Here is a 25837-nt window from a genome sequence, read left to right as displayed (position 1 = left end):
TCCCCTCCCAAGAGCCGCCGTCAGATCGGCTTGCCGAGCCGGTCGACGCGGACGACGGTGACGCCCAGTTCGGGGCGTTTCGCGGCGAAGGCGCGCAACTCCCGTTCCACGGACGGGTCCCACACGACGACCCGGAGCGGTACCGGGCTCCCCGCGAGCAGGTTGTGCACGCGGCGCAGGCTCGCGACGGCGCGTTCCGACAGCGGGCCCTCGGGCTCCGCGGCGCCGGTGGGCGCGGGCCGCTTGGCGGTGCCGGGCGCGAGGTCGGTCACGGCGGCGAGCTTGCCGAGCGTCTTCTGCAGCGTCCCGTACTGGTGGTTGAGCATCGCGAGCAGGTTGGACGCGTCGACGTTGCGCCACGGGTCGTCGGAAAGCAGCGAGATGGTGGGCACGCCGTCGCCCGTGTAGCCGGCGAAGTTGAGGACGTCCATGCTGCGCATGGTCAGCGGGTACGGGTAGGTGATGCTCCGGGACGCCCACACCGTCCCCCAGTTCATGTCGGGGCCGGGCCGCTCGCCGCTGTACTCGGGTTTCCCCCAGTGCACGGCGCCGACGAAGGCCACGGCCGCGAGCGCCGTCCCGGCCGCGACGACCGCGCGCCGGCCGCGACGCGTGCGGCGGGGGTCCGGCACGGGGTCGCGGCGCAGCCGCAGCATGACCGGCGCGATACCGACGAGGCACAGCACCGCCCAGGCGTGCAGGGCCTTTTCGAAGTAGTAGAGGGTGCGGCCCACGGACACGATCTGGTACGCCCAGAACACCGCCAGCGCGGCGGTCGCGGCGACCAGCTGCCCGAACATGACGCGGTACGCCGTCGAGCGCCGCGTGCGGCGCCAGGACAGCCCGATGACCGCGGCGATGCCGAGCGCGACGAGGAAGCGCCGCTGCATGCGCACGATCGGGCCGGGCAGCAGCAGGTGGTTGCCGACGTCGAGGGTGCCGATGAGGCGCGGTACGACCACGGGCACCAGAACGAACGGCAGCGCGGCGAGCCCGACGCCGAGGTAGCCGCGCAGGTGGCGGCGCAGCCGTGTGCGGTAGCCGTACGCGCCGACCGCGATGCACAGCGCAGCGGGCACCGCGAACAGCGAGTAGACGGACACCAGGGCGACCACCAGCGCCCCGACCAGCAGCGCGTGGTCGCCGGCCGGCAGCGGCGGCCTGGCGATGACGGCCACGAGGACGGCGAAGAAGGCCAGGCCGAGGATCTCGGCGTCCGACTCGTTCCAGAACTGCGCCATGAGCGCGCCGGTGCACAGGTACGCGCCGACGCCCACGCACGCGAGGGTGCGCAGGCGCTCGTTCACGATGGGGCCGGCGACCCAGCGGCACGCCCACACGGTGCACAGCACGAAGAACGCGTATCCGGCGATCGCGAACAGGTAGTAGTGGTGGAACTGCGCGGTCGACGGGCCGGTGTCCGTGGTGGAGCGTGCGAAGAAGTCGCCCAGGGCGTACAGGAAGTGCATGCCGCTGGGGTAGTTGCTCTCCATGCCGGGCAGGGCGATGGTGCGGGCCTGGCCGACGTGCAGGAAGCCGTACCCGCCGACCTGCTGGATCGCGTCGAACAGCATGAAGTGCCGCATGCGGTCGCCTTGTCCGACGGCGAGCATGTACGGCAGCGACTTGCGGAAGCCCAGCCCGTGCGTGGGCCACCACAGCGTGGCCGCGGCGGCGAGGCCCGAGGCCGCCGCGACCGCGTCCGGCCAGCGAACGCGGAGTGGAAGCGACGGGCGCCGGCCGGTGGCGAACGCGACCGCGACCAGCGCGGTCGTGCCGCACGCGGCGATCGGCGCGGGCGCCAGCCCCCACGGCCAGACGGAGAACACCAGCCCCGCCGCGATCGCCGCGCCGCACAGCAGGACGGCCGCGAACACCAGGCGGTCGAGCAGCGCGCCGCCGGCCCGCAGCAGCGACGCGGTGCCGAGGTAGACGACCAGGAGCGACAGCGGGTCGGCGCCGACGGCGTGCGCGCCGAACGGCAGGGCCCAGGCGAGCGCCAGCAGCGCGGCCCACCGCGGCCATCCGCCGCGCCGCTCCGTGAACCGCCGGACGCGGGCGGTCAGGGCGCGGACGCCGGACAGCCGGTGGAGCATCATGCGGGCTCCCGCGCCTCGGGCACCGCCTTGGCGGTGTTGAGCACGCCCCGGGCGAGCAGCGCGGCGACGGCGGCGCTCACCAGGTCGGCGACGGTGAACAGGATGCGGGAGACCAGCGCGAGCGCGACCGCCTGGCCGCGCGGCATCGTGGTGGCCAGGGAGGCGACGATGACGATCTCGCGGACCCCCGCGCCCGACGGGAGCACGAACGCGAACACGCCCGCGGTGAGGCCGACCGCGATCGCGCCGACGCACAGCAGGAGTTGGCCGAGGTGCGCGGGCGCGACGGCGCGCGCGAGGATCCACAGGTGCAGGCCGAACAGGCTGTACCCGAGCCCCGACAGCCCCGCCACGCGGCCGACGACGCCCCAGGTGAGGCGCAGTTTGACGGGCGGCCTGCGCAGCAGCCGCAGCACGAGTTCCCCGGCCCGCGCCAGCACGGCGGGGCTGAGGGCGACGAACCCGACGGGGAGCAGGACGAACACCCAGGCCACGCCGGGTGCGTCGTCGAGGAGGACGGGCAGCGCGAGGATGCCGAGCAGCATCGACACGACGATCGAGATGATGACGTGCAGGATGGTCGCCGTGAACAGGCGGGCGCGGGAGACCTGCGCCTTGCGGCCGAGTTCGAGCTGGAGCACGTAGCTCCACACCGAGCCCGGCACGTACTTGCCGAGCTGGCTGACCAGCTGGATCTGCGCGCCGGTGCGGAAGCCGACCGGCCGTCCCATGCTGTCGACGAGGACCTGCCACGCCAGCACGCCCACGGCCATGCCGACGAGCAGCACCGCGCCGCTGACCGCCACGGCGTACCAGGGCAGTTCGCGCAGAGTCGCGGCAACGTCGCTCCAGTGCCGCAGGACGATGTACGCGATGCCGCCGACCGCCAGCACGAGCAGCAGCGGCCGCAGCAACGCCACCAGTTTGCCGACCCGGCCGAGCCAGGCCTTGGAACGGGACGGCGCGGGAGTGGGCTCGGGCACGGGACCGGCGGCACCGTCGCGGGCCCGGTCCGCCCGGGGAGTCCCGCCGACGTCGGCCCCGAGGTCGACCCCGAGGTCGGCCGCGTCGGTTCCGGGACGGGCCTCGTCCGGCGCGGCCTGCCCGGCCGCTGAGCCGCTCACCGACGGGCCTGGGCGGGACGCCCGACGGTCGTCAGCCGGGTGAACTCGCGCGGCAGGTCGTAGCCGTCCCAGACGGGGGCGAAGGACAGCGCGGATCCGAACGGCACGATGCGGTCGATACCGCGCCCGGCCACGGCGGTCGCGAACGCGGCGAGCTCGTCGGCGGCGAAGCCGAAGTGGGTGAGCGTCTGGTCGCGGCGGCCGAGCATGGGCGCGAGGTCGGCGAGGCTCGCGAGCGTCGCCGCGGGGAACGCCCCCGCGCCGAGCCAGCCGCGCGGTGTGTCGAGCGGATCGGCGAGGTCGAGGACGGCGAGCGTGTCGCCGGCCCGGAAGTCGAGCCGGGCGGCGCGGCCGACGGCGGCCTCTCCATAGGCGGCGACGCGCTTGTGTACGGCCATCGCGGGGTCGAGGGGTTCGCCGCGCGCGGCGAGCAGCGCCTCGAGGCGGGCGAACAGGTCGGCGCGCGTCTCGGCGGCGTCCGCGTCGGTGCCGACCACGTAGAGCGCGCGCGGCGAGGCGCACGCGGCCTGGTCGAACCAGTAGCTGTCGTTGTAGAGGTCGGCGACGGCGCGGTCGCGCTCGTCGGGTGCGGCGCGCAGCCAGCCCTCCGCGGAGACGACGGCGTACGAGGCGCGGTCGGGGAACGTGAGGTCGCGCGCGGCGGGGGCGAGGGGCGCGCGCCGGACGGCGTCGACCGAGTGGTCGCCGCCCCACACCACGCGCAGGTCGCAGCGCGCCGACAGGGCGGCGGTGGCCCGGTCGTCGCGGTCGTAGGTGATCATCTTCTGGGTCGCGGCGACCGCCGGGTGCGCGTCGGCGAGCGCGGCCCCGAGGCGGTCCAGGACGAGCTCCGCGGCCGCGCCCGAACGCGGCGAGACGCGGACCACGTTGCGGTTGCCGGTGAGCGCGGCGAGCGCCCACGCGTACACGAAGATCGTGTCGACGTTGGCTGGCGGGATGTGGAAGACCAGGCCGCGCGGGAAGCGCATCAGGCGGGCGCCCGCGACGTCGGGCTCGGCGATGCGGGCGAGCTGCGCGTCCAGTTCGGCGCGGCGCAGGAAGAAGCCGAGCGGCGCGAGTTCGGGGTGCCGCCGGACGAGCGCGGGCTCCAGCAGGGTGCGGCCGAAGCCGACGAGGAAGTCGGCGATCCGCGGGTCGCCGACCGCCAGCGGCCCGCCGGGCACGTCGGCGGCCAGCTCGTCGAGCAGTCCGTCGAGTTCCCGGTCGGGTCCCGCGGGACAGCGCTGACGGATCATCATGCGGGCTTGTCTCCCTGGGATTCTGCGTAGGTGTCGCTGCAGCCGCGGGCCTCCGCGCGGGGCAGTCGGCCGAGCACGGAGAACCGCTTGCCGGGCCAGTGGCCGTCGTCGACGCCGTGGACGACGCCGAGGTCCTCGGTGAGCAGGACGTGCCCGGGGTACGACCGCGGCAGCGCGCTGACCACCTCGATCACGCCGGGGACGCCGACCGGCTGCTCGGCCCACGTCACCGGGTCGCGGACCACGACGTCGGCGAAGTCGGGGCAGTACAGCGCGTCGCCGTCGGGGCCTTCGACGAACACGGTGCCGATCTGCTCGACCATGCCGTAGTAGTTGTGGATGCGGGTGAGGCCGGTGTCGGCGGCGAACCGCGCGCGGAACGTCGCGTTGTCGACGGCGCGGTCGGCGAGCTTCTTCCAGCCGCCGGAGTGCACGAGGATGCCCTGCGACAGGTCGAAGCGGTGCCGGGCGGCCACCTCGTACAGGTACTGCCACACCATGAAGGTGAAGCCGAACACCAGGAACGGCGCGTTCCCGTGCGCGGTGAGGAAGCGGGCGACCGCGTCGGGGTCGGGCCGGCCGTCGGCGTCCAGCACGTAGGTGTGGTCGCGGCCGAAGCCGGCCATGCCGAGCACGCCGGCGCCGCGCGCCGAGAACGAGCGGCGGTCCTTCACGACGGACGGCGTGTCCACCATCAGCATCGGCAGCCGCCGCCCGCCGAGCACCGCCTGGAGCGTGCGGCTGAGCGCGCGGGTCTGGTCGGCGGCGGCCTGCCGGTCGAGGTGGATGCGGGACACCTCGGCGCCGGTGGTGCCGGACGAGGTCAGCGTCTTGAACACCGCGTCGGCGGGCACGCTGGCCAGGTCGTGGTGCTTGAACAGCCGGACCGGCAGCCACGGCAGGTCGGCGATGCGCGCGCCAGGGTCGCCGGCCGGCACGCCGAGCGCGCGCAGCACGCGGTCGTACGGCGCGCAGTTGGCCCGGTGGTGCTCGGTCAGCCGGCGCAGCTCGGGCAGCAGGTGCCGCTCGCGGTCGTCCTGCGTGCGGGCGAACACGAAGTCCCGCACGGCGCTCGCTCCGGGGTCCGCCGCGATGGTCATACGCCGGCCTCCAGCGCGCGGTAGTCGATCTTGCCGCTGGCCAGCAGCGGCAGTGTCGGCACGGTGCGCACGTCGAAGCCCGACGCGTGCACGCGCAGCCGTTCGGCGAGGGTGCGCCCGGCGGCGCGGCACAGTTCGCTGTCGGCGCCCTCCAGCCACACCACGATGCGGTCGTCGCCGGGGACCGCGGCCGCGGCGGCGTGCCCGCGCAGCAGGTCCTCCAGGTCGTCGAGGCTGACCCGGGTGCCGAAGACCTTGCCGATGCGCTTGAGCCGGCCGGTGACGGTGAGGAAGCCCTCGTCGTCGAGCCGGCCGAGGTCGCCGGTGGCCAGTACGCCGCCGAGGTCGTCGCCGCGCATGAGCTCGGCCTCGGACTCGGCGTAGCCCATCATCACGTTGGGGCCGGAGTACACGACCTCGCCGACGGCCTCCCCTGCCGCCTCGGCGACAGGGTGGCCCACGCCGTTGCGCCCGGGCGCGGCCGTGTCGAGCGGCCGGATGGCGAACGCGCCGCCGGGGATGGCCCGTCCGGCGGTGCCGAGCTTGTCGGCGAGGCGCTCGGGCGGCAGCACGGCCATGCGCGCGGTGGCCTCGGTCTGCCCGTACATGACGACGAGCCGCCCGCCGACCTTCTCCATGCGGTCCGCGAAGTCCCGGACCAGGGAGGTGCGCAGCCGGCCGCCGGCCTGCGTGAGGGTGCGCAGCGCGGGGTGCCCGGCCGGGTCGAAGCCGATGCGGCGCAGCATCTCGTAGTGGTAGGGGACGCCGGCGAAGCTGGTCGCGCGGTGCTCGTCGACCGACCGCCAGAACTGCCGGGCCAGCACGCCGTTCGACTCGATGAGCACGGTGGCGCCGACCACGAGGTGGCTGTTGAGCACCGACAGGCCGTAGCTGTAGTGCAGCGGCAGGCTGGTCGGGGCCACCTCGCCGGGGCCGAGGCCCAGCGCGAGCGCGATGGAGCGGGCGTTGGCGAGGACGGCGGTGCGCGACAGCCGCACGAGCTTGGGGTTGCCGGTGGAGCCGCTGGTGGTGAGCAGCACCGCCAGGTCGGGGTGCGGTTCGGCGGCGTCCGGGTCGATGCGGACCCAGCCGGCCGAGTCCAACGCGCGGTAGCCGAGTGGGGCGGGGCCGTCGGCGCCGACGATCGCGGCCGGGCGGAAGCGGTGCGCGAGGGTCTCCAGCGCGGTGCGGTCCAGCGCGGGGTCGAGCAGCAGCACCGGGCGGGCGGCGGCCAGCGCGCCGAGGTAGCGCAGCACGCCCGGCAGGTCGGGCGAGGTGAGCGCGAACACGATGCCGGGCGCGAGGCGGGTGTAGCACTCGGCGGACTCCGCGACGCGGCCGCGCAGTTCGGACCCGGTCAGCCGGGTGCCGGAGGCGGCGTCGAGGAGCACGGCGCCGGGGTGGACGAGCTCGTCGGCGAGCGGGCCCGCGGTGTCCCCCTTCGGCCCGCCGCTCGACGGTGCGGGGTCGGACGCGTTCGTCACAGGACCAGGCCTCCGTCGACGCCGAGGATCTGCCCCGTCACGAACGCGGCGTCGGGGCCGCACAGGAAGCGGATCGCGCGGGCCACGTCGTCGGCGGTGCCGACCCGGCCGAGCGGGGTGTCGGCGGTGCGCGCGGCGACCAGGTCGTCGGGCAGGTGGGCGATCATGTCGGTGCGGATGACGCCGGGGGCGACGGCGTTGACGCGGATGCCGTACCGGCCCAGTTCCTTGGCGGCCGACTTGGTGAGCGCGCTGACCGCACCCTTGGACGCGGCGTACGCGGCCTGGCCGGCGTTGCCGCGTTCACCGACGATCGACGCAAGCAGCACGATCGCGCCCTGCCGCTTGCGCATCATCACGCGCGCGGCGGCCTGGAGGCAGGCCAGCGTTCCGGCGACGTTGGTGCCGAGCATGCGGTCGACCAGGTCGTCGCGGATCATGCCGATGAGCGCGTCCTCGAGCACGCCGGCGTTGGCCACCAGGCAGTCGACCGTGCCGTGTTCGCGCGCGACGTCGGCGAACAGCGCGCGGACGGCGGTACTGTCGGTGACCTCCAGCGCGCGGCCGGACACCGGGACGCCGTACTCGGCGGCGACGCGCGCGGCCGCGTCCTTCGCGGCCGCCTCGTCGCGGCCGGTCAGGACGACGGTCGCGCCGGTCTCGGCGAGCGCCCGGGCAGTGGCCAGCCCGATGCCGCGGGTGCCGCCGGTGACCACGCAGACCCGGTCGGCCGGCCGCGCGGCGCGCGTGTCACTCACCGACGCCCAACTCCCGCAGCATGTCGTACGCCACCTTGTAGGCGTTCATGTCGATCACCTGGTCGGTGTCGAACTGGACGTCGAACTCGTCCTCGATCGCGGCGACCAGCGCCATGTGCCCGAGCGAGTCCCACTTGTCGATCTCGCGGTAGCGCAGGCTCTCGATGTCGGTGTCGCCGTCGAGGTCCAGCGCGTACGCGAAGACGTTCTTCAGCCGGTCGTTGGTGGACACGGGTTTCCCCTTTCCTGCCCGTCCCGGGCATGTCGCTGGGTGGTGGACGTCAGGTGTGCGCGGGGGCCGGGCGCTCCCACGCGGCGAGCAGCGCGGCGATGTCGGCGGGCAGGCCGTCGGGCACCGCGGCGCGGCCCTTGACGTACTCGCCCATCGCGGCGGCGGTGTCGCCCTCGATGCCGACCCGGCTGAGGCCGACCTCGTTGACGCCGACGGTGCGCGCGGGATTGCCGACGGCGATGCTGAACGGGCCGACCTCGCGGCGCACCGAGGCGCCCATGCCGACCATGGCGCCCGGGCCGATGCGGCCGAACTGGTGGACGGTGGCGCCCATCCCGATGTTGGCGTGCGCGCCGACCTCGGTGTGGCCGCCGAGTTGCACCGAGCACGACAGGGTGACGCCGTCGGCCAGAACCACGTCGTGGCCGGCGTGGCTGCGCACGAGCAGGTAGCACTCGTCGCCGATCCGCGTGCTGCGCCGGGTGCCCTGGTGCACCGTGACGAACTCGCGGATGGTGTTGCGGTCCCCGATCTCGACACCGGAGCCGTCGAGTTCACCCTCCCAGGCGACCGGGTGCGGGCCGCCGCGCCATTCCGCGGGCGTGCCGATCGTCACGTGCGGGCCGATCCAGTTCCCGTCCCCGATCCGGCACGGCCCGACGATCACGCTGTACGGTCCGATGACGTTGCCGTCGCCGAGGACGACGCCGTCACCGACGACAGCGGTGGGGTGGATGCGGTTGGCCACGGTGATTCCTGACTTTGGGTGGGTTTCGCCGCACGGACCCGGCGCGCCTCGGCCTCGACGTGCTCCTCGTCGAACCGCTGGAACACCCGTGCGGGGTTGCCGCCGACCATGCAGCGGTCGGGAACGTCCTTGAAGACGACGGACAGCGGCTGGACCGTGACGAAGTCGCCGATGACGACGCCCGGCATGATCACGCTGTTGCCGCCGATGAAGCAGCCCTTGCCGATGGTGATCGGCTTGCGTTCGATCAGCTCCGAGCCGGAGTGGTTCTGCAGGGTCATGTTGGCGAGCCAGCTGGAATGCGTGAACACCAGCACGTTGAGGCCGATGCTGGTGTGCTCGCCGATGCGCAGGCCGCCGCTGGCGTCGAGCACGGCGCCCTCGCCGATCCAGCAGTGGTCGCCGATCTCGAGCCGCTCCGGGCTGACGATCTTGGCGCGTTCGCGGATGCGCGTGGTCGGCGGCAGCCCGTAGAGGGCGGCCCGCTCCGAGTCGTTCATGTACTGGCCGACCAGGTCGGTCAGGATGCCCGGCCGGAGCCGGCGGCTGCGCTCGTCATCCAGGAACATCCGCCGCCTCCTCGCGGACCAGGCCGAGCATCCGCTCGAACACCTCCAGGTGCTGCTCGGTGACCCGCTCGAGGGTGAACTCGGCGTGCACCAGCGCGCGCTGCCTGGCCGCGATCGCGGCGCGCTCGGCCGGGTCGTCGAGCAGCCGAATGAGCGCGAGCGCCAGTTCGTCGGCGTCGTGGTTGGACACCAGCACCGCGTTGTCCCAGTTGCGCAGCCGGATGCCCGGGAAGTTGGTCTCGCGCACCGCGACGACGGTGGCCCGTCCGGCCGCCATCGCCTCCAGGCTCGCGGTGCCGCAGCCGCCGCCCGACAGGTCGTGGACCTCGATGTCGGCGGCCGCGAAGTAGGACGGGACGTCGTCCTTCGGCACCGCGCCGACGCACACCACGGCGTCCGCGACGCCGAGTTCGCGGGCCCGCGCCAGGAAGGCGTCGTAGTAGATGTTGCCGACCACCACGAGCTTGGTGTCCGGGTACTTGCCGAGCACGGCCGGGAGCGCGTCCATGAGCAGGCAGCGGTCGCGGAGCGGGATGACGTGCCCGACCGAGACGATCAGCGGGCGGTCGCCGAGGCCGAGCTCGGCCCGGATGTCGCGGCTGGGCGGGCCCTCGAAGCGGGTCGGGTCGACGGCGACCGGGATGTAGTCGTAGCGGTCCGCGGTCGCGTCGTACCGGTCGGCGCAGTAGGTCGCGGCGAGTTCGTCCATGATCACGTAGCGCGGGTCGTAGCGGCGCAGCACGCGGCGCAGGAAGACCCGGTCGATCATGCGGAACGCGCGCGCGTAGAAGGCCCGCGGGCTCTCCAGGCGGGTGTGCACCGACAGCAGCACCGGGACGCCGCGCTTGCGCGCGTAGCGTCCGGTCAGCCAGCTCAGGTCGAGGAACTGGCCGTGCTGGTGGATGACGTCCGGCCGGAAGTCGTCGAGCAGCCGGAAGACCCGGCGCAGGTTGCGCGGCCCGGTGGTGAACGTGATGTCGAAGTCGATCGACAGGCCCAGCTTGGGCATCACGAACGCGGGCAGCCGGTGGATCCGGACGCCGTCGGCCTCCTCGTACGCGGGTGCGCCGCGGTACGCCGCGGTCAGCACGATCACCTCGTGCCCGCGCGCGGCGTACTCCTGGGCGAGTGCGGCGGACAGATGGGAGCTGCCGCCCACGCGTGGCGGGAAGAAGTTGTTGACGACGGCGATGCGCACGGCGGGAGACCTTCGGTGTTCCGGGAGTCGCGGGCTGAGGGGGTGGACGGGGTGCGCGTCAGACGGCGCCGCGCACCAGTTCCGCCATGCCCTGCTCGACCGAGACCAGCGGCTCCCAGCCGAGGACGTCGCGGGCCCGGGAGATGTCGGCGGCGCGCCGCGACACCAGCACGTCGCGCGGGTTGAAGCGCGGCTCCATGGACGCGCCGACCGCGGCGATGAGGATCTTGGCGAGCTGCGCGATCGAGGTGTCGACGCCGGTGCCGATGTTGACCGGCAGGTTGTCGCGCTCGCTCTCGAGCGCCGCGACGACGGCCCGCGCGATGTCGGTGACGTGCACGAAGTCCATCGACTGGTCGCCGCGGCCGTCGATGACCGGCGGCTCGCCCGAACGGATGCGGCGCAGGAAGGTGTTGATGACCGAGGTGTAGTAGGCCTCGGTCTTCTGGCCCGGGCCGTACACGTTGAAGAACCGCAGCGCGACCCACGACAGGCCCTTGGCGCGCTGGTAGAAGCCGAGCAGGTCCTCCCCCATGCGCTTGCTGATGCAGTACGGGGTGAGCGGCGCGAGCTTGTCGTCCTCGTGCATCGGGAGCTTCTCGGGGTCGCCGTACACCGACGCCGAGGACGCGAACACCAGGCGGCGCACGCCGTGGTCGGCCGCGGCGGCGAACACGTTGTGGTTGCCGGTGACGTTGATGTCGATGCTCTCGTACGGGTCCGCGATGCTCTTGTTGATCGACACCGTGGCGAAGTGGACCGCGTGCGTGCAGCCCTTCATCGCGTTGTGCACCGCGGCGCCGTACCGCACGTCCTGCTCGACCAGGTCGACCATGCCGGTCGCGGCGTACTCCTCGACCCGGGCCCGGTCGCCGCGCAGCATGTTGTCGAAGATCCGCACCCGGTAGCCGCGTTCGAGCAGGATCGGGATGGTGTGGCCCGCGATGAACCCGGCACCGCCGGAGAAGAACACGGTGGGGACGGACACGCTGAACTCCTGGTGGCTTGCGCTGGTCGGTGGGTGGGACGGGGTCTCAGCTGCTGTTCTCGACCGCCTTGCGCAGCGCGATGGCGACCCGCTCGACGTCGGCCTCGGACAGCTCGGCGTGCATGGGGACGGCCAGCTGGCGGCGGAACAGGTCGGCGGACACCGGGCAGGTCTCGCGCGCGCCGTACACCGGCTGCACATGCGAGGCGTAAGTGCCGAAGTTGCAGCCGATCTCCTGCTCGCGCAGGTGGGCGGCGACCCGGCCGCGGTCGACGCCGGGGTCGAGCGTCACCAGGTAGGACTGCCACGTGGTGGTGCGGTCGTCCGGGACGCCGGGCAGCGCCACGCCGTCGAGACCGGTCAGCAGCTCGGCGTAGCCCTGTGCGACGCGGGCGCGGGCGGCGAGCAGTTCGGGCAGCCGGGTCAGCTGCACGCGCATGATCGCGGCGGCGATGTCGGAGAGCTTGTAGTTGTAGCCGGCCTCGTCGAAGACCGGCACGGGCAGTTCGGTGCTGGCGGCGCGGTTCCAGGCGCTCTCCAGGCCGAACGCGGCGAGTTTGCGGACCTTGGCGGCGAACGCCGCGTCGTCGGTGACGACGGCGCCGCCCTCGCCGCAGGTGATGCCCTTGCGGCCGTGGAAGCTGAAGGCGGCGACCGGCGCGAGCGAGCCGGCGGGCCGGCCGCGGTACGTGGCGCCGGCCGCGCAGGCGGCGTCCTCGATGAGGAACAGGTCGTGGCGGGCCGCGAGTTCGCCGAGCTCGGCGTAGTCGGCGGGCAGACCCGCCGCGTCCACGGCGACGATGCCCACGGTGCGCGGCCCGATCAGCGCCGCGACCGCGTCGGGGTCGACGGTGCCGGTGTCCGCGCGGACGTCGGCGAACACCGGCGTGGCACCGGTGTACAGCACGGCGTGGCCGGTGGCGGGGAACGTGTAGTCGGCGACGATCACCTCGTCGCCAGCGCCGACGCCGTGCGCGAGCAGCGCGAGGTGCAGGCCGGCGGTGCAGTTGGCGACCGCTACGGCGTGGCCGACGCCGCACGCGCGGGCGAACTCCTCTTCGAACGCACGGCACGCGGGGCCCGCACCGGCCACCCAGCCGGACCGGAAGACCGCCGCCACGGCGTCCAGTTCCGCGGCGCCGAGGCTCGGCCACCCCAGGGGTACGGCCGCTGCCGCCCCGGACTTCCCCGCCATGGCGTCTCCCACTTCCGCGACGTGCGCTGCGTTGTCGGGTGGTCCGCGGCCCCGTGCCCGCTCCGCCGCCCCGACGTCCACCGGAGAGTCGAAACCCCCGGACTCCGAGTCATTAACCGGCGCGTGCTCCCGGGGGTTACTCACTCGAAGGGGCGAAATCCGCAGGAACGCGGCGTACCGCTGGGCGTGGTGCCGCCCCGCGCGGCCCCGGATCCCGTACACGGCGACGGCCGCACGCGCTTCACGGCATGCACAACGGCAGGCGCGCCGGGCCGGTCACGCGGACCGCCCCGCCTGCCGGGGTGCGGCGGGCGGGGCGGGTGGGGAGCGAGGTGCGGCGGAGCGGCCTTCGGAGGGTCAGGCGCGGGTGAACGCGCGGGCGCCGCGCATGTGCACCGACTGGAGCAGTCCGAGGGCGATCCAGATCGCGAACATCGACGATCCGCCGTAACTCACGAACGGCAGCGGCAGGCCGGCCACCGGCATGATGCCGATGTTCATGCCGATGTTCTCGAACATCTGGAAGCCGAGCCACGCCACGACGCCGGACGCGATGATCGTGCCGAACAGGTCGTCGGCGTTCGATGCGATCCGGATGCCGCGCCACAGCACGACGCTGAACAGGAACAGGATCACCGCGCAGCCGATGAGGCCCAGTTCCTCGCCGGCCACCGAGAACACGAAGTCCGTCTGCTGCTCGGGCACGAACTGCCCGGCGGTCTGCTGGCCGTGGAACAGGCCTTTGCCGGTCAGCCCGCCGGAGCCGATCGCCAGCCGGGCCTGCGCGGTGTTGTAGCCGACGCCCGCCGGGTCCAGGCTCGGGTCGGCGAACGCCGCGAACCGGTCGATCTGGTACTGGCTCAGTATCCCGAGCTTCCACACCGCGGCCGCGCCGACCGCGCCGAGCATCATCAGCCCGGCCATCCAGCGGGCCTGCGCGCCGGAGGCGAGCAGCACGCCCAGGATGATCACGCCGATGACCATCGCCGAACCCATGTCGGGCATCAGCATGATGACGCCGATCGGCGCCACCGCGACGACCAGCGACCAGAACACCGCGCGGTTGCCGGGGCGTTCCACGTCGCCGGTGTCGACGCGCTCGGCGAGCAGCATGGCCATGCCGAGGATCACGCCGATCTTGGCAAGCTCCGCGGGTTGCAGCGAGAAGCCCGCGGGCAGCAGGATCCACGCCTTCTGCCCGTTGATGGTCGCGCCGAGCGGGCTGAGCGCGGCGAACAGGCCGAACATCGCGACGATGCCGATGAACGGCACCAGGACGCGCATGCGCCGGTGCCCGACCACCGCGACGACGGTGAACAGCACCAGGCCGATCGCGAGATTCAGCAGGTGCTTCTTCAGGAACGCCTGCGGATCGCCGCCGGTCAGCTGGGTGCGCGGCCGGGTCGCCGACCACACCAGCAGCGCGCCGATCACCGACAGCGCCAGCGCCGAGCCGAACAGCATCCAGTCGAGCCGCCGCACCGGCGCGTCGCGCTCGATCGCACGGGCCGCGAACGACCGGCGCTGCGAGAACGCCGGGCTGAGCTTCTGCAGGGTCGGCGGCCCGCCGAGACCGAACGCCTTGGGCCGGCCGGCCCGCATCTTCAGGCCGAGATTCACACGAACCTCCCCCCTCGGTACGCCACCCGCTCAGGCGGCTGCGCGCCCGGCGCCGCGGCCACCACGCTGGTCCCGGGCCCGCCGTCCGGGGCGGGCGGGCGCGGCGCGTCGAACGTGAACGACGCCGCGGGCACGACCATGCCGTCCGCCTTGATCTGCGGCAGCGCGGTCGGCGGCGCCGGGAGCATCGCCTTGGACGGGTCGATCTGGCCCTTGTCGTCGACGCCGAACAGCGCCTCGTAGATCTTGCGGACGCTCGGCCCGGACGTACCGGAGCCGGTGCCGCCCTGGCTGACCATCATCACGATCGCGTACTGCGGTCCGTCGGCCGGCCCGCCCTCGGTCGCGAACCACGACGTGGACTGCTTGTTCTGCACCGAGCCGGTACCGGTCTTCGCTCCTATCGGCAGCTTGTCCATCGGCCATCCGGCGAACACCCGCGCGGCGGTGCCGTTGACCGACACGCTCTTGAGCGCGGTCTGCAGGTACGCCATGGTCGCCGGCGACACCGGCAGCTTGCCGGCCTCCTTCGGCTGGATCTCCCGGACCAGCTTGCCGTCCGGGGTCACGATCGCCTTGCCGATGGTCGGCTCCCACAGCGTGCCGCCGTTGGCGATCGCCGCGTACACACGCGCCATCTGCAGCGGCGTCACCAGCGTCTCGCCCTGCCCGATCGCGAAGTTGACCGCGTCACCGGCACGGAACTGCCAGCCGTCCAGGCAGTTCTCGTGGTAGACGATCTTCTCCTGCGACGGCGTCTTGGGATCGTTGGACAGCCGGCACCAGGTGTCCTTGTTCTTCTCCCACTCGGCGCGGCGCACGCCCTGGTCGACGATGCGGCCGGGCACCTCGCCCGGGATGTCGATGCCGGTCGGCGAGCCGAGGCCGTACGCGCGGGCCATGTCCACCATCGGGTGGTGGGTGCCCTTCAGGCCGCCCTGCTTGAGCCACATGTCGTAGGACAGCCCGTAGAACACGCTGTTGCACGACACCTCGAGCGCGCGCTGCAGCGAGATGTCGCCGTAGCTGGCCGACTCCAGGTTGTTGAACGTGATGCCGCCGACCGTGATGCCCGACGGGCACGGGTAGTTGGCCTTGAGCGAGTAGCCGTTCTCGGCGGCCGCCGAGGTCGAGATCACCTTGAAGATCGAGCCCGGGGCGAACTGACCCTGTATGGCCCGCGGCACCAGCGGCATGCCGGAGTCCGGGCTGGTCAGCGTCTCGTAGTTCTGCTTGGAGATGCCGCCGACCCACACGTTCGGGTCGTAGCTGGGGGCGCTGGCCATCGCGACGACCCGGCCGGTCTTGACGTCCAGCACCACGACCGCGCCGCCGTCGGCGACGAAGTTCTTGTGCGTGTTGCCCGCGTCGTAGGTCGACCGGGCCCGCAGGATCGCCTCCTGGAGCTGCTGTTCGGCGACCGCCTGGATGCGCGCGTCGATGCTGGTCACCAGGTGGTTGCCGGGCGTCGCGGGGGTCTCCGACACGGTGCCGGTCACCCGGCCGAGGTTGTCGACGGCGAGCTGGGTGACGCCGGTCTTGCCGCGCAGGTCCGTGTCGTACGTGCGCTCCAGGCCGCTGCGCCCGACCTGGTCGGAGCGCTGCAGGTCGTTCTTGCCGGCCGCCTTCTGCTTGGTCAGCTCCTCGTCGCTGACCGGCGACAGGTACCCGAGCGTGCTCGCCGCGTTGACGCCCTCGGGCGCCGGGTAGCCGCGCACCGCGGCCGGTTCGGCGTTCACCCCCGGGAAGTCCTCGCGGTGCTCCATGATGCTGAGCGCCTGCTCGGTCGTGGCGTTCTGGCTGACCGGGATCGGCTGGTACGGGGAGCCGTTCCAGCACGGCTGCGGCACGTTGCGCTCGCACAGCCGGGTCTTGAGCTTGAGGTCCTCCGGCTTCATGCCGAGCACGCCGGCCAGCCGCTCCAGCACCTTGGCGCCCTTGTCGGCCTGGGTCTCCAGCTCGGTGCGGCTGACCGACACCACCAGCGCGGTGTGGTTGTTGACCAGCGGCCGGCCCTTGTCGTCGAGGATCGAGCCGCGCACCGCAGGGGTGACCACGTTGCGCACGTTGTTGCTCGTCGCCGCCTTGGCGAACTCGTCGCCCTGGCGGATCTGCAGGTACCACAGGCGGCCGAACAGCGTGACGATCAGCGACAGGACGAGGACCTGGAGCACGATCAGGCGGACCCGGACGCCGTGGGCGCCGTCACCGCGCGAACGCCCCGCGTTCGTCAGGCTGGGCATCATCGGCGTATCACTCCCACGGGGTCGTACGGCGGACGGAGGAGCCGGCGGTCGGGCGGCGCACGCGCGCCGCCCGGGCCCGCCCGGTCACAGCGGCAGGAGCGGCTGCGGGTCGGTGCGCCGTGCGCCGGCCATCACCAGCGGCACCACGAACGGCGCCAGCAGCGCGTCGTAGATGACGGACGTGATGAGCAGGCTGCTCAGGCCGACGTCGCGCGCCGCGGTGTCGCCCACCAGCGCGCCGACGCCCGCGTACAGCGCCGTGGTCAGTGCCGCGAGGAGCACGACGACGAGGATCGGCGTTATCACCGACTGGCGGTTGCGGGTCGCGAACAGGCCCGCGATGTACCCGGCGACGCACAGCACGAACGCGTAGCGCCCGGCCGCGTGGTCGGCGGGCGGCGCGAGGTCGGCGCACAGCCCGGCGGCGAAGCCGATCGCGCACCCCGCCGTCGGTCCGTAGGTCATGGCCATCCCGACCACGACCAGCAGCAGCAGGTCCGGCACCGCACCGGGCAGGCCGAGCCGGGCGAGGACGCTGACCTGGACGACCAGGCCGACGACGATCAGGACGGCGGCGTACAGCACGCGTGCGGCGCCCATCGCTCAGTCCCTCCCTGTCGGGGTCTTGGTGGGCCGCCCGTTGGCCGACGACTTCCCGGTCGCGGTGGGCGGCGGGGTCGCGGGCGGCACCGCGGCGGCGGGGGCGGCCGGCGGCGCCGGAGCGGCCGGGGCCGCCGGAGCCGCGGGGGGCTGGTCGGCCGCGGCCGGCAGCACCGCGTCGCGCGGGTCGCTGCGCGGCGGTTCGATCACCACGCCGACGTTGTCCAGGCTGGTGAACTTCACGAACGGCTTGACCTCGACGGTGCGGGTCAGCGCGCCGGGCGTCGAGCGGATCTCCGTGACGGTGCCGACCGGCACGCCGGGCACGAACGGCCGGCCGCCCTGCGACCCGAAGGTCACCAGCCGGTCGCCGGTCTTGACCTGCGCCTGCGCGTTCAGCAGCTGGAGCCGCATCGGCCGGTCGCCCTGGCCGGTGGTGATCCCTATCTCCATGGACGCGGCCATGCGCGAACCGACCGAGAAGCCCGGGTCGGTGGCGAGCAGCACGGTCGCGGTCATCGGGCCGACCGAGGTCACCCGGCCGACCAGGCCTTCGCCGTTGATCACGGTCATGTCCGGCTTGATGCCGTCGCGGCTGCCCGCGTCGATGGTGACCGTCCACGAGAAGCCCTGCGCGGGCCCGACCGCGACGACGCGCGCCGGCTCGATCTTGTACTGGCCCGCGGACGCGACCTTGAGCAGCCGGTCCAGGTCGGCGACCCGGTTCTTGTCCAACTCGACGTTCTGCAGCTCCTGGCGGAGCCGCGCGTTCTCCTCCTGGAGCCGCTTCTTCTCGTCCTCGTGGTTCCCCGCGTCACGCACGGCGTCGATCGCACGGCCGACGGGGTCGACCGCGGACGCGGTGGCGCGCTCGGCCGGCCCGAAGACCGCCGACGCCCAGTCCCGGACATGGGAGATGGGCGAGTTGCGGCCGCCGTGGATGTCCACGGTGATCAGGGCGAAGGAGATCGCGAGCAGCAGCACGAGCACCATGCGGCCGCGGCGGGAGTCCTTCACGATGCGCCCGCCCCTTTCTCGGTGTTCTCGGGAGGTACCTTGCGACCCGGCTGACCGGGTGGGGGGCTAGCGGCGCGGCTGCGCGTCGAGGACCTGCTGAAGCGCCTCGTACTCCTCGACGCACTTGCCGGCGCCCAGCGCGACGGAGTCGAGCGGGTTGTCGGCGATGTGGATCGGCATGCCGGTCTCCGCGCGCAGCCGTTCGTCGAGGCCGCGGAGCAGCGCGCCGCCGCCGGTCAGGACGATGCCGCGGTCCATGATGTCGCCGGACAGTTCCGGCGGGCACTTGTCGAGCGTCGTCTTGACGGCGTCGATGATGGTGTTGACCGGCTCCTCGATCGCCTTGCGTACCTCGGCGGTCGAGATGACGATCGTCTTCGGCAGGCCGGAGACCAGGTCGCGGCCGCGGATCTCGCTGTGCGCGTCGTCGCCCAGGTCGTACGCCGACCCGATCGACATCTTGATCTCCTCGGCACTGCGCTCGCCGAGCAGCAGCGAGTACTCCTTCTTCACGAAGTTGATGATCGCCGTGTCGAGTTCGTCGCCCGCGACGCGGATGGACTGCGCCGTGACGATGCCGCCGAGCGAGATGACGGCGACCTCGGTGGTGCCGCCGCCGATGTCGACGACCATGTTGCCGGTCGCCTCGTGCACCGGCAGCCCCGCGCCGATCGCCGCCGCCATCGGCTCCTCGATGATGTGCACGCTGCGCGCGCCGGCCTGGCTGGACGCCTCGACCACGGCGCGGCGCTCGACGCCGGTGATGCCGCTGGGCACGCACACGACGACGCGCGGGCGCGCGAGGTAGCGGCGGCGGTGCACCTTGAGGATGAAGTAGCGCAGCATCCGCTCGGTGATCTCGAAGTCGGCGATCACGCCGTCCTTGAGTGGCCGGATAGCGACGATGTTGCCGGGGGTGCGGCCGATCATCTTCTTCGCCTCGGCACCCACCGCGAGGATGCCGCCTGTGCTGGTGTTCTTGGCGACGACGGACGGCTCGTTCAGCACGATGCCTCGTCCTCTGACGTACACCAGCGTGTTGGCCGTGCCGAGGTCGACTGCCATGTCACGACCGATGAACGACAAATTGTTCGCCATGAAGCAACCAGGGCCTTCCGGGGCTTGAAGCCATGAGGACATTAACCGGCCTGCGGCGGGGAGGCGGGACCGGTCTCAATCGTAGGCGTGCCACACCGAGCGGAACACCTGTCGACCACGATGACGTGATCATCAGACAGAACATCGTGTGCCACGCACGGCATTCGGGTCTTTTTTAATTTTTCGTGCCTAACGGTCCCGCAAACGGCCGATTTCCCGTCAGCGGACGACCCGTCAGGCCAGGCCCGGGAAGAAGTTCTTGATCTCGCGGGCGGCCGACTCCGGCGAGTCCGACCCGTGCACGATGTTCTGCTGCGTCACCGTCGCGAGGTCGCCGCGGATGGTGCCGGGCGCGGCCTTGATCGGGTCGGTCGCGCCGGCCAGCGCGCGGAACGCCTCGATGACCCGCTCGCCCTCGACGACCATGGCGACCGAGGGACCGGACGTCATGAACTCGACCAGGCTCGGGTAGAACGGCCGGCCGACGTGCTCCTCGTAGTGCCGCTCGATCGTCTCGCGGTCCATCACCCGCAGGTCGAGGGCCGCGAGAGTGAAGCCCTTGCGCTCGATCCGGCCGATGACCTCGCCGACGAGACCGCGCCTTACGCCGTCGGGCTTGACGAGGACAAGGGTGCGCTCGGACACGGGGACACTCCTCAAAGGGTTTCTGAACATGCTCGGGCGGCCGATCGGCTCCGATCGACTCAACGCCCCGAGCCTATCCGGGGTCACGGCGCCGACAACCGCCGACGGTCCCCCGGGCACCGGTCCGCACGGACCGGGCCACGCCGGGTCATCCGGCCCGGGCGGCCTTGGCGGCGTCGATCGTACGGCCGACGCGCACACACATGTACCAGATGCCGGCGAACAGCACACCCACGACGAACATCATCGGGACGACGAACCCGGCGGCGATCAACGCGATCTGCAGCGCCCAACCGGCCGAAACCGCCCACGGCGCGGACAGTCTGGCGCACAGCAGCACGCACAGCACCGCCGCCGGCCCGGCGACCGCCCACAACGTCCCCGTGGACACGTCGCTCAACTGCATGGCCACCAGCGCGCCGAGGCAGATCACGATCGCCTCGCCGATCAGGTGCGTCGAACACAACGCCCGCATGTCTCAGCCCTTCCCGTTCCGGCCGCCGGTGAGCAGCACCCGCGCCTCGCCCACCGTGACCACGGACCCGGTGATCAGCACGGCGGCGCCGCCCAGGTCGCCCTCGTCCTCCGCGAGCCGCACGGCCGCGTCGATCGCGTCGTCGAGGCGCGGCACGACCTCGACCCGGTCCTCGCCGAACACCTCGACGGCCAGCGCCGCCAGTTCGTCCACCTTCATGGCGCGCGGCATCGAGTTCTGGGTCACCACGATCTCGGCGAACACCGGCTCGAACGCCTCGAGGATGCCCCGCACGTCCTTGTCCGACATCGCCGAGACCACGCCGACCAGGTGGGTGAAGTCGAACGACTCGGTCACCGCCTCGGCCGCGGTGCGCGCGCCCGCCGGGTTGTGCGCGGCGTCCAGCACCACCGTCGGGCCGCGGCGCACGATCTCCATGCGGCCCGGCGAGGTGACGCCGGCGAACGCCTCGCGCACGATGTCGGCGTCCAGCTTGCCGGTGTAGTCCAGGCCGACCCGCTGGCCGCTGCCGACCCCGAAGAACGCCTCCACCGCGGCCAGCGCGACGGCGGCGTTGTGCGCCTGGTGCGCGCCGTGCAGCGGCAGGAAGATGTCGGGGTACTCCCCCGCGAGGCCCTGCAGCGTCACCATCTGCCCGCCGACCGCCAGGTCGCGGCGCACCACGCCGAACTCCATGCCTTCGCGCGCGACCGTCGCGCCGACCTCGACGCTACGGCGCAGCAGCGTCTCGGCGGCGTCCAGCGGCTGCTGCGCGAGCACCGCGAGCGCGCCCGGCTTGACGATGCCGGCCTTCTCGACGGCGATCTCCCCGGGCGTCTCGCCCAGCTTGTCGGCGTGGTCGACGGCGATCGGCGTGATGACGGCGACCGAGCCGTCGGCGACGTTGGTGGCGTCCCAGGTGCCGCCGAGGCCGACCTCGACGACCGCGACGTCGACCGGCGCGTCGGCGAACGCCGCGTACGCCATGCCGGTGAGCACCTCGAAGAACGACATGGCCATCGGCTGCGATCCGTCGACCAGGTCGACGTACGGCTTGATGTCGCGGTACGCCTCGACGAAGGCCTCGGGGCTGATCGGCGCGCCGTCCAGGCTGATCCGCTCGGTCACCGACTCCACGTGCGGGCTGGTGTAGCGGCCGGTGCGCAGCGAGAACGCGCGCAGCAGCGCCTCGATCATGCGGGCGGTCGAGGTCTTCCCGTTGGTGCCGGTGATGTGGATGACCGGGTAGGAGCGCTGCGGCTCGCCGAGCACGTCCATGAGGGCGGCGACCCGGGTGATCGACGGCTCGATCTTGGTCTCCGGCCAGCGGGAGACCAACTCGGCCTCGACGGCGCGCAGTTCGGCGAGGGCGGCAGGGTCGGTCATGTGGGTTTCACCGGTTCGTCGTGGGTCTGCGATGGGGTCGGCGGTCGGGGCCCCGGGTGCGCGCCGTCCCGCGCGGCGCGCACCCGGCGGGCCTCAGGCCTGCGGGAGGCGGTCCAGCTGGCCGCTGATGCGGGCGATGTCCGCCTCGGCGGTCTCGAGCTGGCCGCGGACCTTGGCGACCACCTCGGCGGACGCCTTGCTCAGGAAGCCCTCGTTGGCGAGCTTCTTGGTGCACTGGTCGCGGACCTTCTCGGCGGCCGCGCGGTCCTTCTCCAGGCGGCGGCGCTCGGCGGGCACGTCGATCGCGCCGGACAGGTCCAGTTCGACGACGGCGCCGGCGACCGGCAGCGAGGTGGTCGCGGAGAAGCCTTCCGCGTCCGGCTCCAGGCGGGCCAGCGTGCGGATCGCCGCCTCGTGCGCGGCCAGCGCGGTGCCTTCGAGGGTCAGCCGCGCGGGGACCTTCTGGCCGGGCTTGAGGCCCTGGTCGCCGCGGAACCGGCGGACCTCGGTGATGACCTGCTGAAGGGTCGTCACCTCGGCCTCGGCGGCCGCGTCGCGGCGGCCCTCCGGGGTCGGCCAGGCGGCGATGACGAGCGACTCGCCGCCGGTGAGCGTGGTCCACAGCTCCTCGGTGACGAACGGGACGATCGGGTGCAGCAGGCGCAGCGTCACGTCCAGGACGTGGCCGAGCACGCGGCGGGTGGCCGCGGCCCCGTCGCCGCCGGCCTGCAGTGTGATCTTGGAGAGCTCGACGTACCAGTCGAAGACCTCGTCCCACGCGTAGTGGAACAGCGCGTCCGCCAGCTTCGCGAACTGGAAGTCCTCGTAGAGCCCGTCGACCTCGGCCACGGTCGCGTCGAGCCGGGACAGGATCCAGCGGTCGACGGTCGACAGGTCCTCGGCGGCGGGCAGCGGGCCCTCGACCGTGGCACCGTTCATGAGCGCGAACCGCGTCGCGTTCCAGATCTTGTTGCAGAAGTTGCGGGACGCCTGGACCCAGTCCTCGCCGATCGGCACGTCGGTGCCGGGGTTGGCGCCGCGGGCGAGCGTGAAGCGCAGCGCGTCGGTGCCGAACGTGTCCATCCAGTCCAGCGGGTCGACGACGTTGCCGAACGACTTCGACATCTTCTTGCCGAACTGATCGCGGACCAGGCCGGTGAGCGCGATGGTGTGGAACGGCGGGGTGCCGTCCATCGCGTACAGGCCGAACATCATCATCCGGGCGACCCAGAAGAAGATGATGTCGTGGCCGGTCAGCAGCACGTCGGTCGGGTAGAACTTGGCCAGGTCCGGCGTCTCGTCCGGCCAGCCGAGCGTGGAGAACGGCCACAGGCCGGAGGAGAACCACGTGTCGAGCACGTCGCTGTCCTGCGTCCAGCCCTCGCCGGCCGGCGGCTCGTCGTCCGGACCGACGCACACCGTCTCGCCGTTCGGGCCGTACCAGACCGGGATGCGGTGGCCCCACCACAGCTGGCGCGAGATGCACCAGTCGTGCATGTTGTCGACCCACGCGAAGTAGCGGCCGGCCAGCTCCTGCGGGTGGATGGTCACCCGTCCGTCGCGCACCGCGTCGCCCGCGGCCTGCGCGAGCGGCGCGACCTTGACCCACCACTGCAGCGAAAGGCGCGGCTCGACGGTGGTCTTGCAGCGCGAGCAGTGCCCCACCGCGTGCGAGTACGGCCGCTTCTCGGCGACGATCCGGCCCTCGGCGCGCAGCGCGCCGACGATCGTGGAACGGGCCTCGAAGCGGTCCAGGCCGAGGAACGGGCCGTGCACGGTGATGTTGCCGCGCTCGTCCATCACGGTCAGGTTCGGCAGGTTGTGGCGGCGGCCGATCTCGAAGTCGTTCGGGTCGTGCGCCGGGGTCACCTTGACCGCGCCGGTGCCGAACTCGGGGTCGACGTGGTGGTCGGCGACGATCGGGATACGGCGGCCGGTGAGCGGCAGTTCGATCTCGGTGCCGACGAGGTGGCGGTAGCGCTCGTCGTCCGGGTGGACCGCGACGGCGGTGTCGCCGAGCATCGTCTCGGCGCGGGTCGTCGCGACCACGATGGCGTTGTCGCCCTCGCCGTAGCGGATCGACACGAGCTCGCCGTCGTCGTCCTGGTGCTCGACCTCGATGTCGGACAGCGCGGTCAGACAGCGCGGGCACCAGTTGATGATGCGCTCGGCGCGGTAGATGAGGCCGTCGTCGTACAGCTTCTTGAAGATGGTCTGGACGGCGCGGGACAGGCCCTCGTCCATCGTGAAGCGCTCGCGCGACCAGTCGACGCCGTCGCCGAGGCGGCGCATCTGGCCGAGGATTTTGCCGCCGTACTCTTCCTTCCACTGCCACACACGGTCGACGAACGCCTCGCGGCCGAGGTCGTGGCGGGACACGCCCTCCTTGGCCAGCTCGCGCTCGACGACGTTCTGCGTCGCGATGCCGGCGTGGTCCATGCCCGGCAGCCACAGCGCCTCGTAGCCCTGCATGCGGCGGCGGCGGGTGAGCGCGTCCATCAGCGTGTGCTGGAACGCGTGGCCCAGGTGCAGCGATCCGGTGACGTTCGGCGGCGGGATGACGATCGTGTAGGCCGGCTTCTCGCTCTTCGCATCGGCCTCGAAGTAGCCCGCGGCTACCCAGCGCTCGTACAGCTTGCCCTCTACCTCGGTGGGGGCGTACTGGGACGAGAGGGTCTGCGCTTCGGCAGCGGCTGCGGAGGAAGGAGTCTCGGTCACAGTAGGCAAGTCTACGGAAGAGCAAGGGGCGCTTCGGCACCGCACGGACCCGCACGGGTGGCGGAGGCGGAGCGGCTCGGCCGCGGGCGGCAAGGGCGGCGGGCGGGCGCCTTCTCGGTCTCGGGGGCGTCCCGGTCGCCGCGGAGCGGTCACCGATGTGTCACTGTGCTGTCACCGCGCCGGGCGATGGAGGAAACCCCCTGGTCGGCGGGCTAATGTTCGTGCCGAGCCGGAGAGCGGCCCGCCGAGGGGGGAACCAAGGCGGATCGCTGTGGACTCCGGCCGACCGCTACTCATCCCTGGGGGGATCCACCGTGTCTACCCGTCTCGTCTCGGGCCGCCTCGCCTCGACCGCCGTCGCCCTTGCCGTCGGGGCGCTCGCCCTGACCGCCTGCAAGATCCCGGGCCAGGACGACGCCAAGGACGACAAGGCCTCGTCGGCCCCGACCGCGACCGCGTCCGCCGCGCCCGCGTCGTCGCCGGCCGCCGACAAGCCGACCGACGCCGCCACCGCCGCGCCCACGGCCACCAAGAAGCCGTCCGCCCCGGCGACCACCGGCGCGTCCGGCACCCACGTGCTGGTCTCGGCGGCCCGCACCGGCGGCTACACGCGGCTGGGCGCCGAGGTCACCGACGTCCCGCTCGACCCGGGAGACATCCAGCCCGGGATGAACGTGCTCGTCGCCGCGTACGGCAAGACCGCGTCGGGACCGCGCGAGGTGCTGCTCGAGGGCATCGACGGCCTGCCCGCCATGGACGGCAAGCGCTTCGAGCACATGATCCGCGAGATGGTCGACTACGTGAACCGCGACGGCGGCAGCGTGCCCCAGGGCGCGACCATGACGACCTACGCCGCGGGCCCGCTCGGCGGAACGCTCGAGTGCATGCCCGCGCAGGACGCGTACCCGGCGGCGATCTGCGGCTGGGCGGACAAGAACACCGTGCTCGTCGCCTACTTCGACAAGCTGTCGGCCGACGCCGCCGCGAAGAAGCTGCAGGAGATGCGCGCCGACCTGGAGAAGTGACGGCGTCCCGCGCCACACAGCGTCACCCGGAGGTGTGACGCGGCGCGGTGCCGCCGGGGGGCGGGCAGCGCGCTGTGACGCGGACGCGAAGGCCGGCGACGCCGGTTCGCGGACCCGCGTCGGACCATCAGTGCCGTCCTGGGGAGTGGCGGCACGGAATCGACGCGGGAGTTGCGAACCGGCCTGCGGGCTTTCGGAAAACAGGGGGACGGCCGAGTGGGGGGTCGTCCCCCTGCCGCGCGTTCGCGCCGGA

The 25837-nt window shown here is 72.6% G+C and carries 20 protein-coding genes and 2 pseudogenes; 1 reads left to right on the top strand and 21 read right to left on the bottom strand.

Going from position 1 to position 25837, the window contains the following annotated elements; translation table 11 throughout:
* Positions 1–20 precede the first annotated feature (20 nt).
* The 21 genes and pseudogenes from QI554_RS14670 to QI554_RS14570 form a co-directional block, all read right to left on the bottom strand.
* A complete protein-coding gene (locus QI554_RS14670) occupies positions 21–2099 on the bottom strand; it encodes a hypothetical protein (RefSeq protein WP_281470102.1) in 2079 nt (692 codons plus the stop codon).
* Positions 2096–3223 carry a lysylphosphatidylglycerol synthase transmembrane domain-containing protein gene (locus QI554_RS14665; RefSeq protein WP_281470100.1) on the bottom strand — a complete coding sequence of 376 codons (1128 nt, stop codon included), beginning with the start codon at positions 3221–3223 and terminating at the stop codon, positions 2096–2098. Before QI554_RS14665 ends, QI554_RS14670 begins: the two co-directional genes overlap by 4 nt.
* Positions 3220–4482 (bottom strand): acyl-CoA reductase, encoded by a 1263-nt coding sequence (locus tag QI554_RS14660; protein ID WP_281470098.1) that lies wholly within the window; start codon positions 4480–4482, stop codon positions 3220–3222. Before QI554_RS14660 ends, QI554_RS14665 begins: the two co-directional genes overlap by 4 nt.
* Positions 4479–5582, bottom strand: coding sequence for a LuxE/PaaK family acyltransferase (locus QI554_RS14655; protein WP_281470096.1), 1104 nt, complete (start codon positions 5580–5582; stop codon positions 4479–4481). The genes QI554_RS14660 and QI554_RS14655 overlap by 4 nt, the downstream gene beginning before the upstream one ends.
* Positions 5579–7066, bottom strand: a complete 1488-nt coding sequence (locus QI554_RS14650) for an AMP-binding protein (protein WP_281470094.1) — start codon at positions 7064–7066, stop codon at positions 5579–5581. Before QI554_RS14650 ends, QI554_RS14655 begins: the two co-directional genes overlap by 4 nt.
* Complete coding sequence (locus QI554_RS14645; protein WP_281470092.1) at positions 7063–7824, bottom strand: SDR family NAD(P)-dependent oxidoreductase; 762 nt, start codon at positions 7822–7824, stop codon at positions 7063–7065. Before QI554_RS14645 ends, QI554_RS14650 begins: the two co-directional genes overlap by 4 nt.
* Positions 7817–8056: an acyl carrier protein gene (locus tag QI554_RS14640; protein ID WP_281470090.1), complete on the bottom strand. Its 240-nt coding sequence runs from the start codon at positions 8054–8056 to the stop codon at positions 7817–7819. The genes QI554_RS14645 and QI554_RS14640 overlap by 8 nt, the downstream gene beginning before the upstream one ends.
* A 49-nt stretch (positions 8057–8105) precedes the next feature.
* Positions 8106–8804, bottom strand: coding sequence for a hypothetical protein (locus tag QI554_RS14635; RefSeq protein ID WP_281470089.1), 699 nt, complete (start codon positions 8802–8804; stop codon positions 8106–8108).
* Positions 8720–9373 (bottom strand): acyltransferase, encoded by a 654-nt coding sequence (locus QI554_RS14630; RefSeq protein ID WP_281470087.1) that lies wholly within the window; start codon positions 9371–9373, stop codon positions 8720–8722. The genes QI554_RS14635 and QI554_RS14630 overlap by 85 nt, the downstream gene beginning before the upstream one ends.
* Positions 9360–10571, bottom strand: coding sequence for a glycosyltransferase family 4 protein (locus QI554_RS14625; protein ID WP_281470085.1), 1212 nt, complete (start codon positions 10569–10571; stop codon positions 9360–9362). Before QI554_RS14625 ends, QI554_RS14630 begins: the two co-directional genes overlap by 14 nt.
* Before the next feature lie 58 nt (positions 10572–10629).
* Positions 10630–11559 (bottom strand): NAD-dependent epimerase/dehydratase family protein, encoded by a 930-nt coding sequence (locus QI554_RS14620; protein WP_281470083.1) that lies wholly within the window; start codon positions 11557–11559, stop codon positions 10630–10632.
* Between the two features lie 46 nt (positions 11560–11605).
* Positions 11606–12754, bottom strand: coding sequence for a DegT/DnrJ/EryC1/StrS family aminotransferase (locus QI554_RS14615; protein ID WP_281470081.1), 1149 nt, complete (start codon positions 12752–12754; stop codon positions 11606–11608).
* A gap of 357 nt (positions 12755–13111) precedes the next feature.
* Entirely contained in the window at positions 13112–14374 is a 1263-nt protein-coding gene (gene rodA, locus QI554_RS14610) for a rod shape-determining protein RodA (protein WP_425527976.1), read from the bottom strand.
* A complete protein-coding gene (mrdA, locus tag QI554_RS14605; protein WP_281470080.1) occupies positions 14371–16620 on the bottom strand; it encodes a penicillin-binding protein 2 in 2250 nt (749 codons plus the stop codon). Before mrdA ends, rodA begins: the two co-directional genes overlap by 4 nt.
* A 96-nt stretch (positions 16621–16716) precedes the next feature.
* A pseudogene (gene mreD / locus QI554_RS14600) lies at positions 16717–17220 on the bottom strand (rod shape-determining protein MreD); the annotation flags it as partial.
* A gap of 3 nt (positions 17221–17223) precedes the next feature.
* A complete protein-coding gene (gene mreC / locus QI554_RS14595) occupies positions 17224–18237 on the bottom strand; it encodes a rod shape-determining protein MreC (protein ID WP_281470078.1) in 1014 nt (337 codons plus the stop codon).
* A gap of 66 nt (positions 18238–18303) precedes the next feature.
* Positions 18304–19323 (bottom strand): rod shape-determining protein, encoded by a 1020-nt coding sequence (locus QI554_RS14590; protein WP_281470324.1) that lies wholly within the window; start codon positions 19321–19323, stop codon positions 18304–18306.
* Between the two features lie 246 nt (positions 19324–19569).
* Positions 19570–19980: a nucleoside-diphosphate kinase gene (gene ndk / locus QI554_RS14585; RefSeq protein ID WP_281470076.1), complete on the bottom strand. Its 411-nt coding sequence runs from the start codon at positions 19978–19980 to the stop codon at positions 19570–19572.
* A 148-nt stretch (positions 19981–20128) separates the two neighbouring features.
* The gene (locus QI554_RS14580) at positions 20129–20455 is read right to left on the bottom strand and encodes a DUF4233 domain-containing protein (protein WP_281470074.1); all 327 of its coding nucleotides are present in this window, start codon (positions 20453–20455) and stop codon (positions 20129–20131) included.
* Positions 20456–20458: 3 nt separating this feature from the next.
* A pseudogene (gene folC / locus QI554_RS14575) lies at positions 20459–21916 on the bottom strand (bifunctional tetrahydrofolate synthase/dihydrofolate synthase); the annotation flags it as partial.
* Between the two features lie 18 nt (positions 21917–21934).
* Complete coding sequence (locus tag QI554_RS14570) at positions 21935–24559, bottom strand: valine--tRNA ligase (RefSeq protein WP_281470069.1); 2625 nt, start codon at positions 24557–24559, stop codon at positions 21935–21937.
* Between the two features lie 314 nt (positions 24560–24873).
* Here QI554_RS14570 and QI554_RS14565 point away from each other — a divergent pair, with 314 nt between their 5' ends.
* The gene (locus tag QI554_RS14565; protein WP_281470067.1) at positions 24874–25584 is read left to right on the top strand and encodes a hypothetical protein; all 711 of its coding nucleotides are present in this window, start codon (positions 24874–24876) and stop codon (positions 25582–25584) included.
* Positions 25585–25837 lie beyond the last annotated feature (253 nt).

The sequence above is a fragment of the Yinghuangia seranimata genome (assembly GCF_029953285.1).
GTDB classification, from domain to species: Bacteria; Actinomycetota; Actinomycetes; order Streptomycetales; family Streptomycetaceae; genus Yinghuangia; species Yinghuangia seranimata.
The sequence above is the reverse complement of the archived record's forward strand: the minus strand, read 5'-3'. Positions and strand labels throughout refer to the sequence as shown.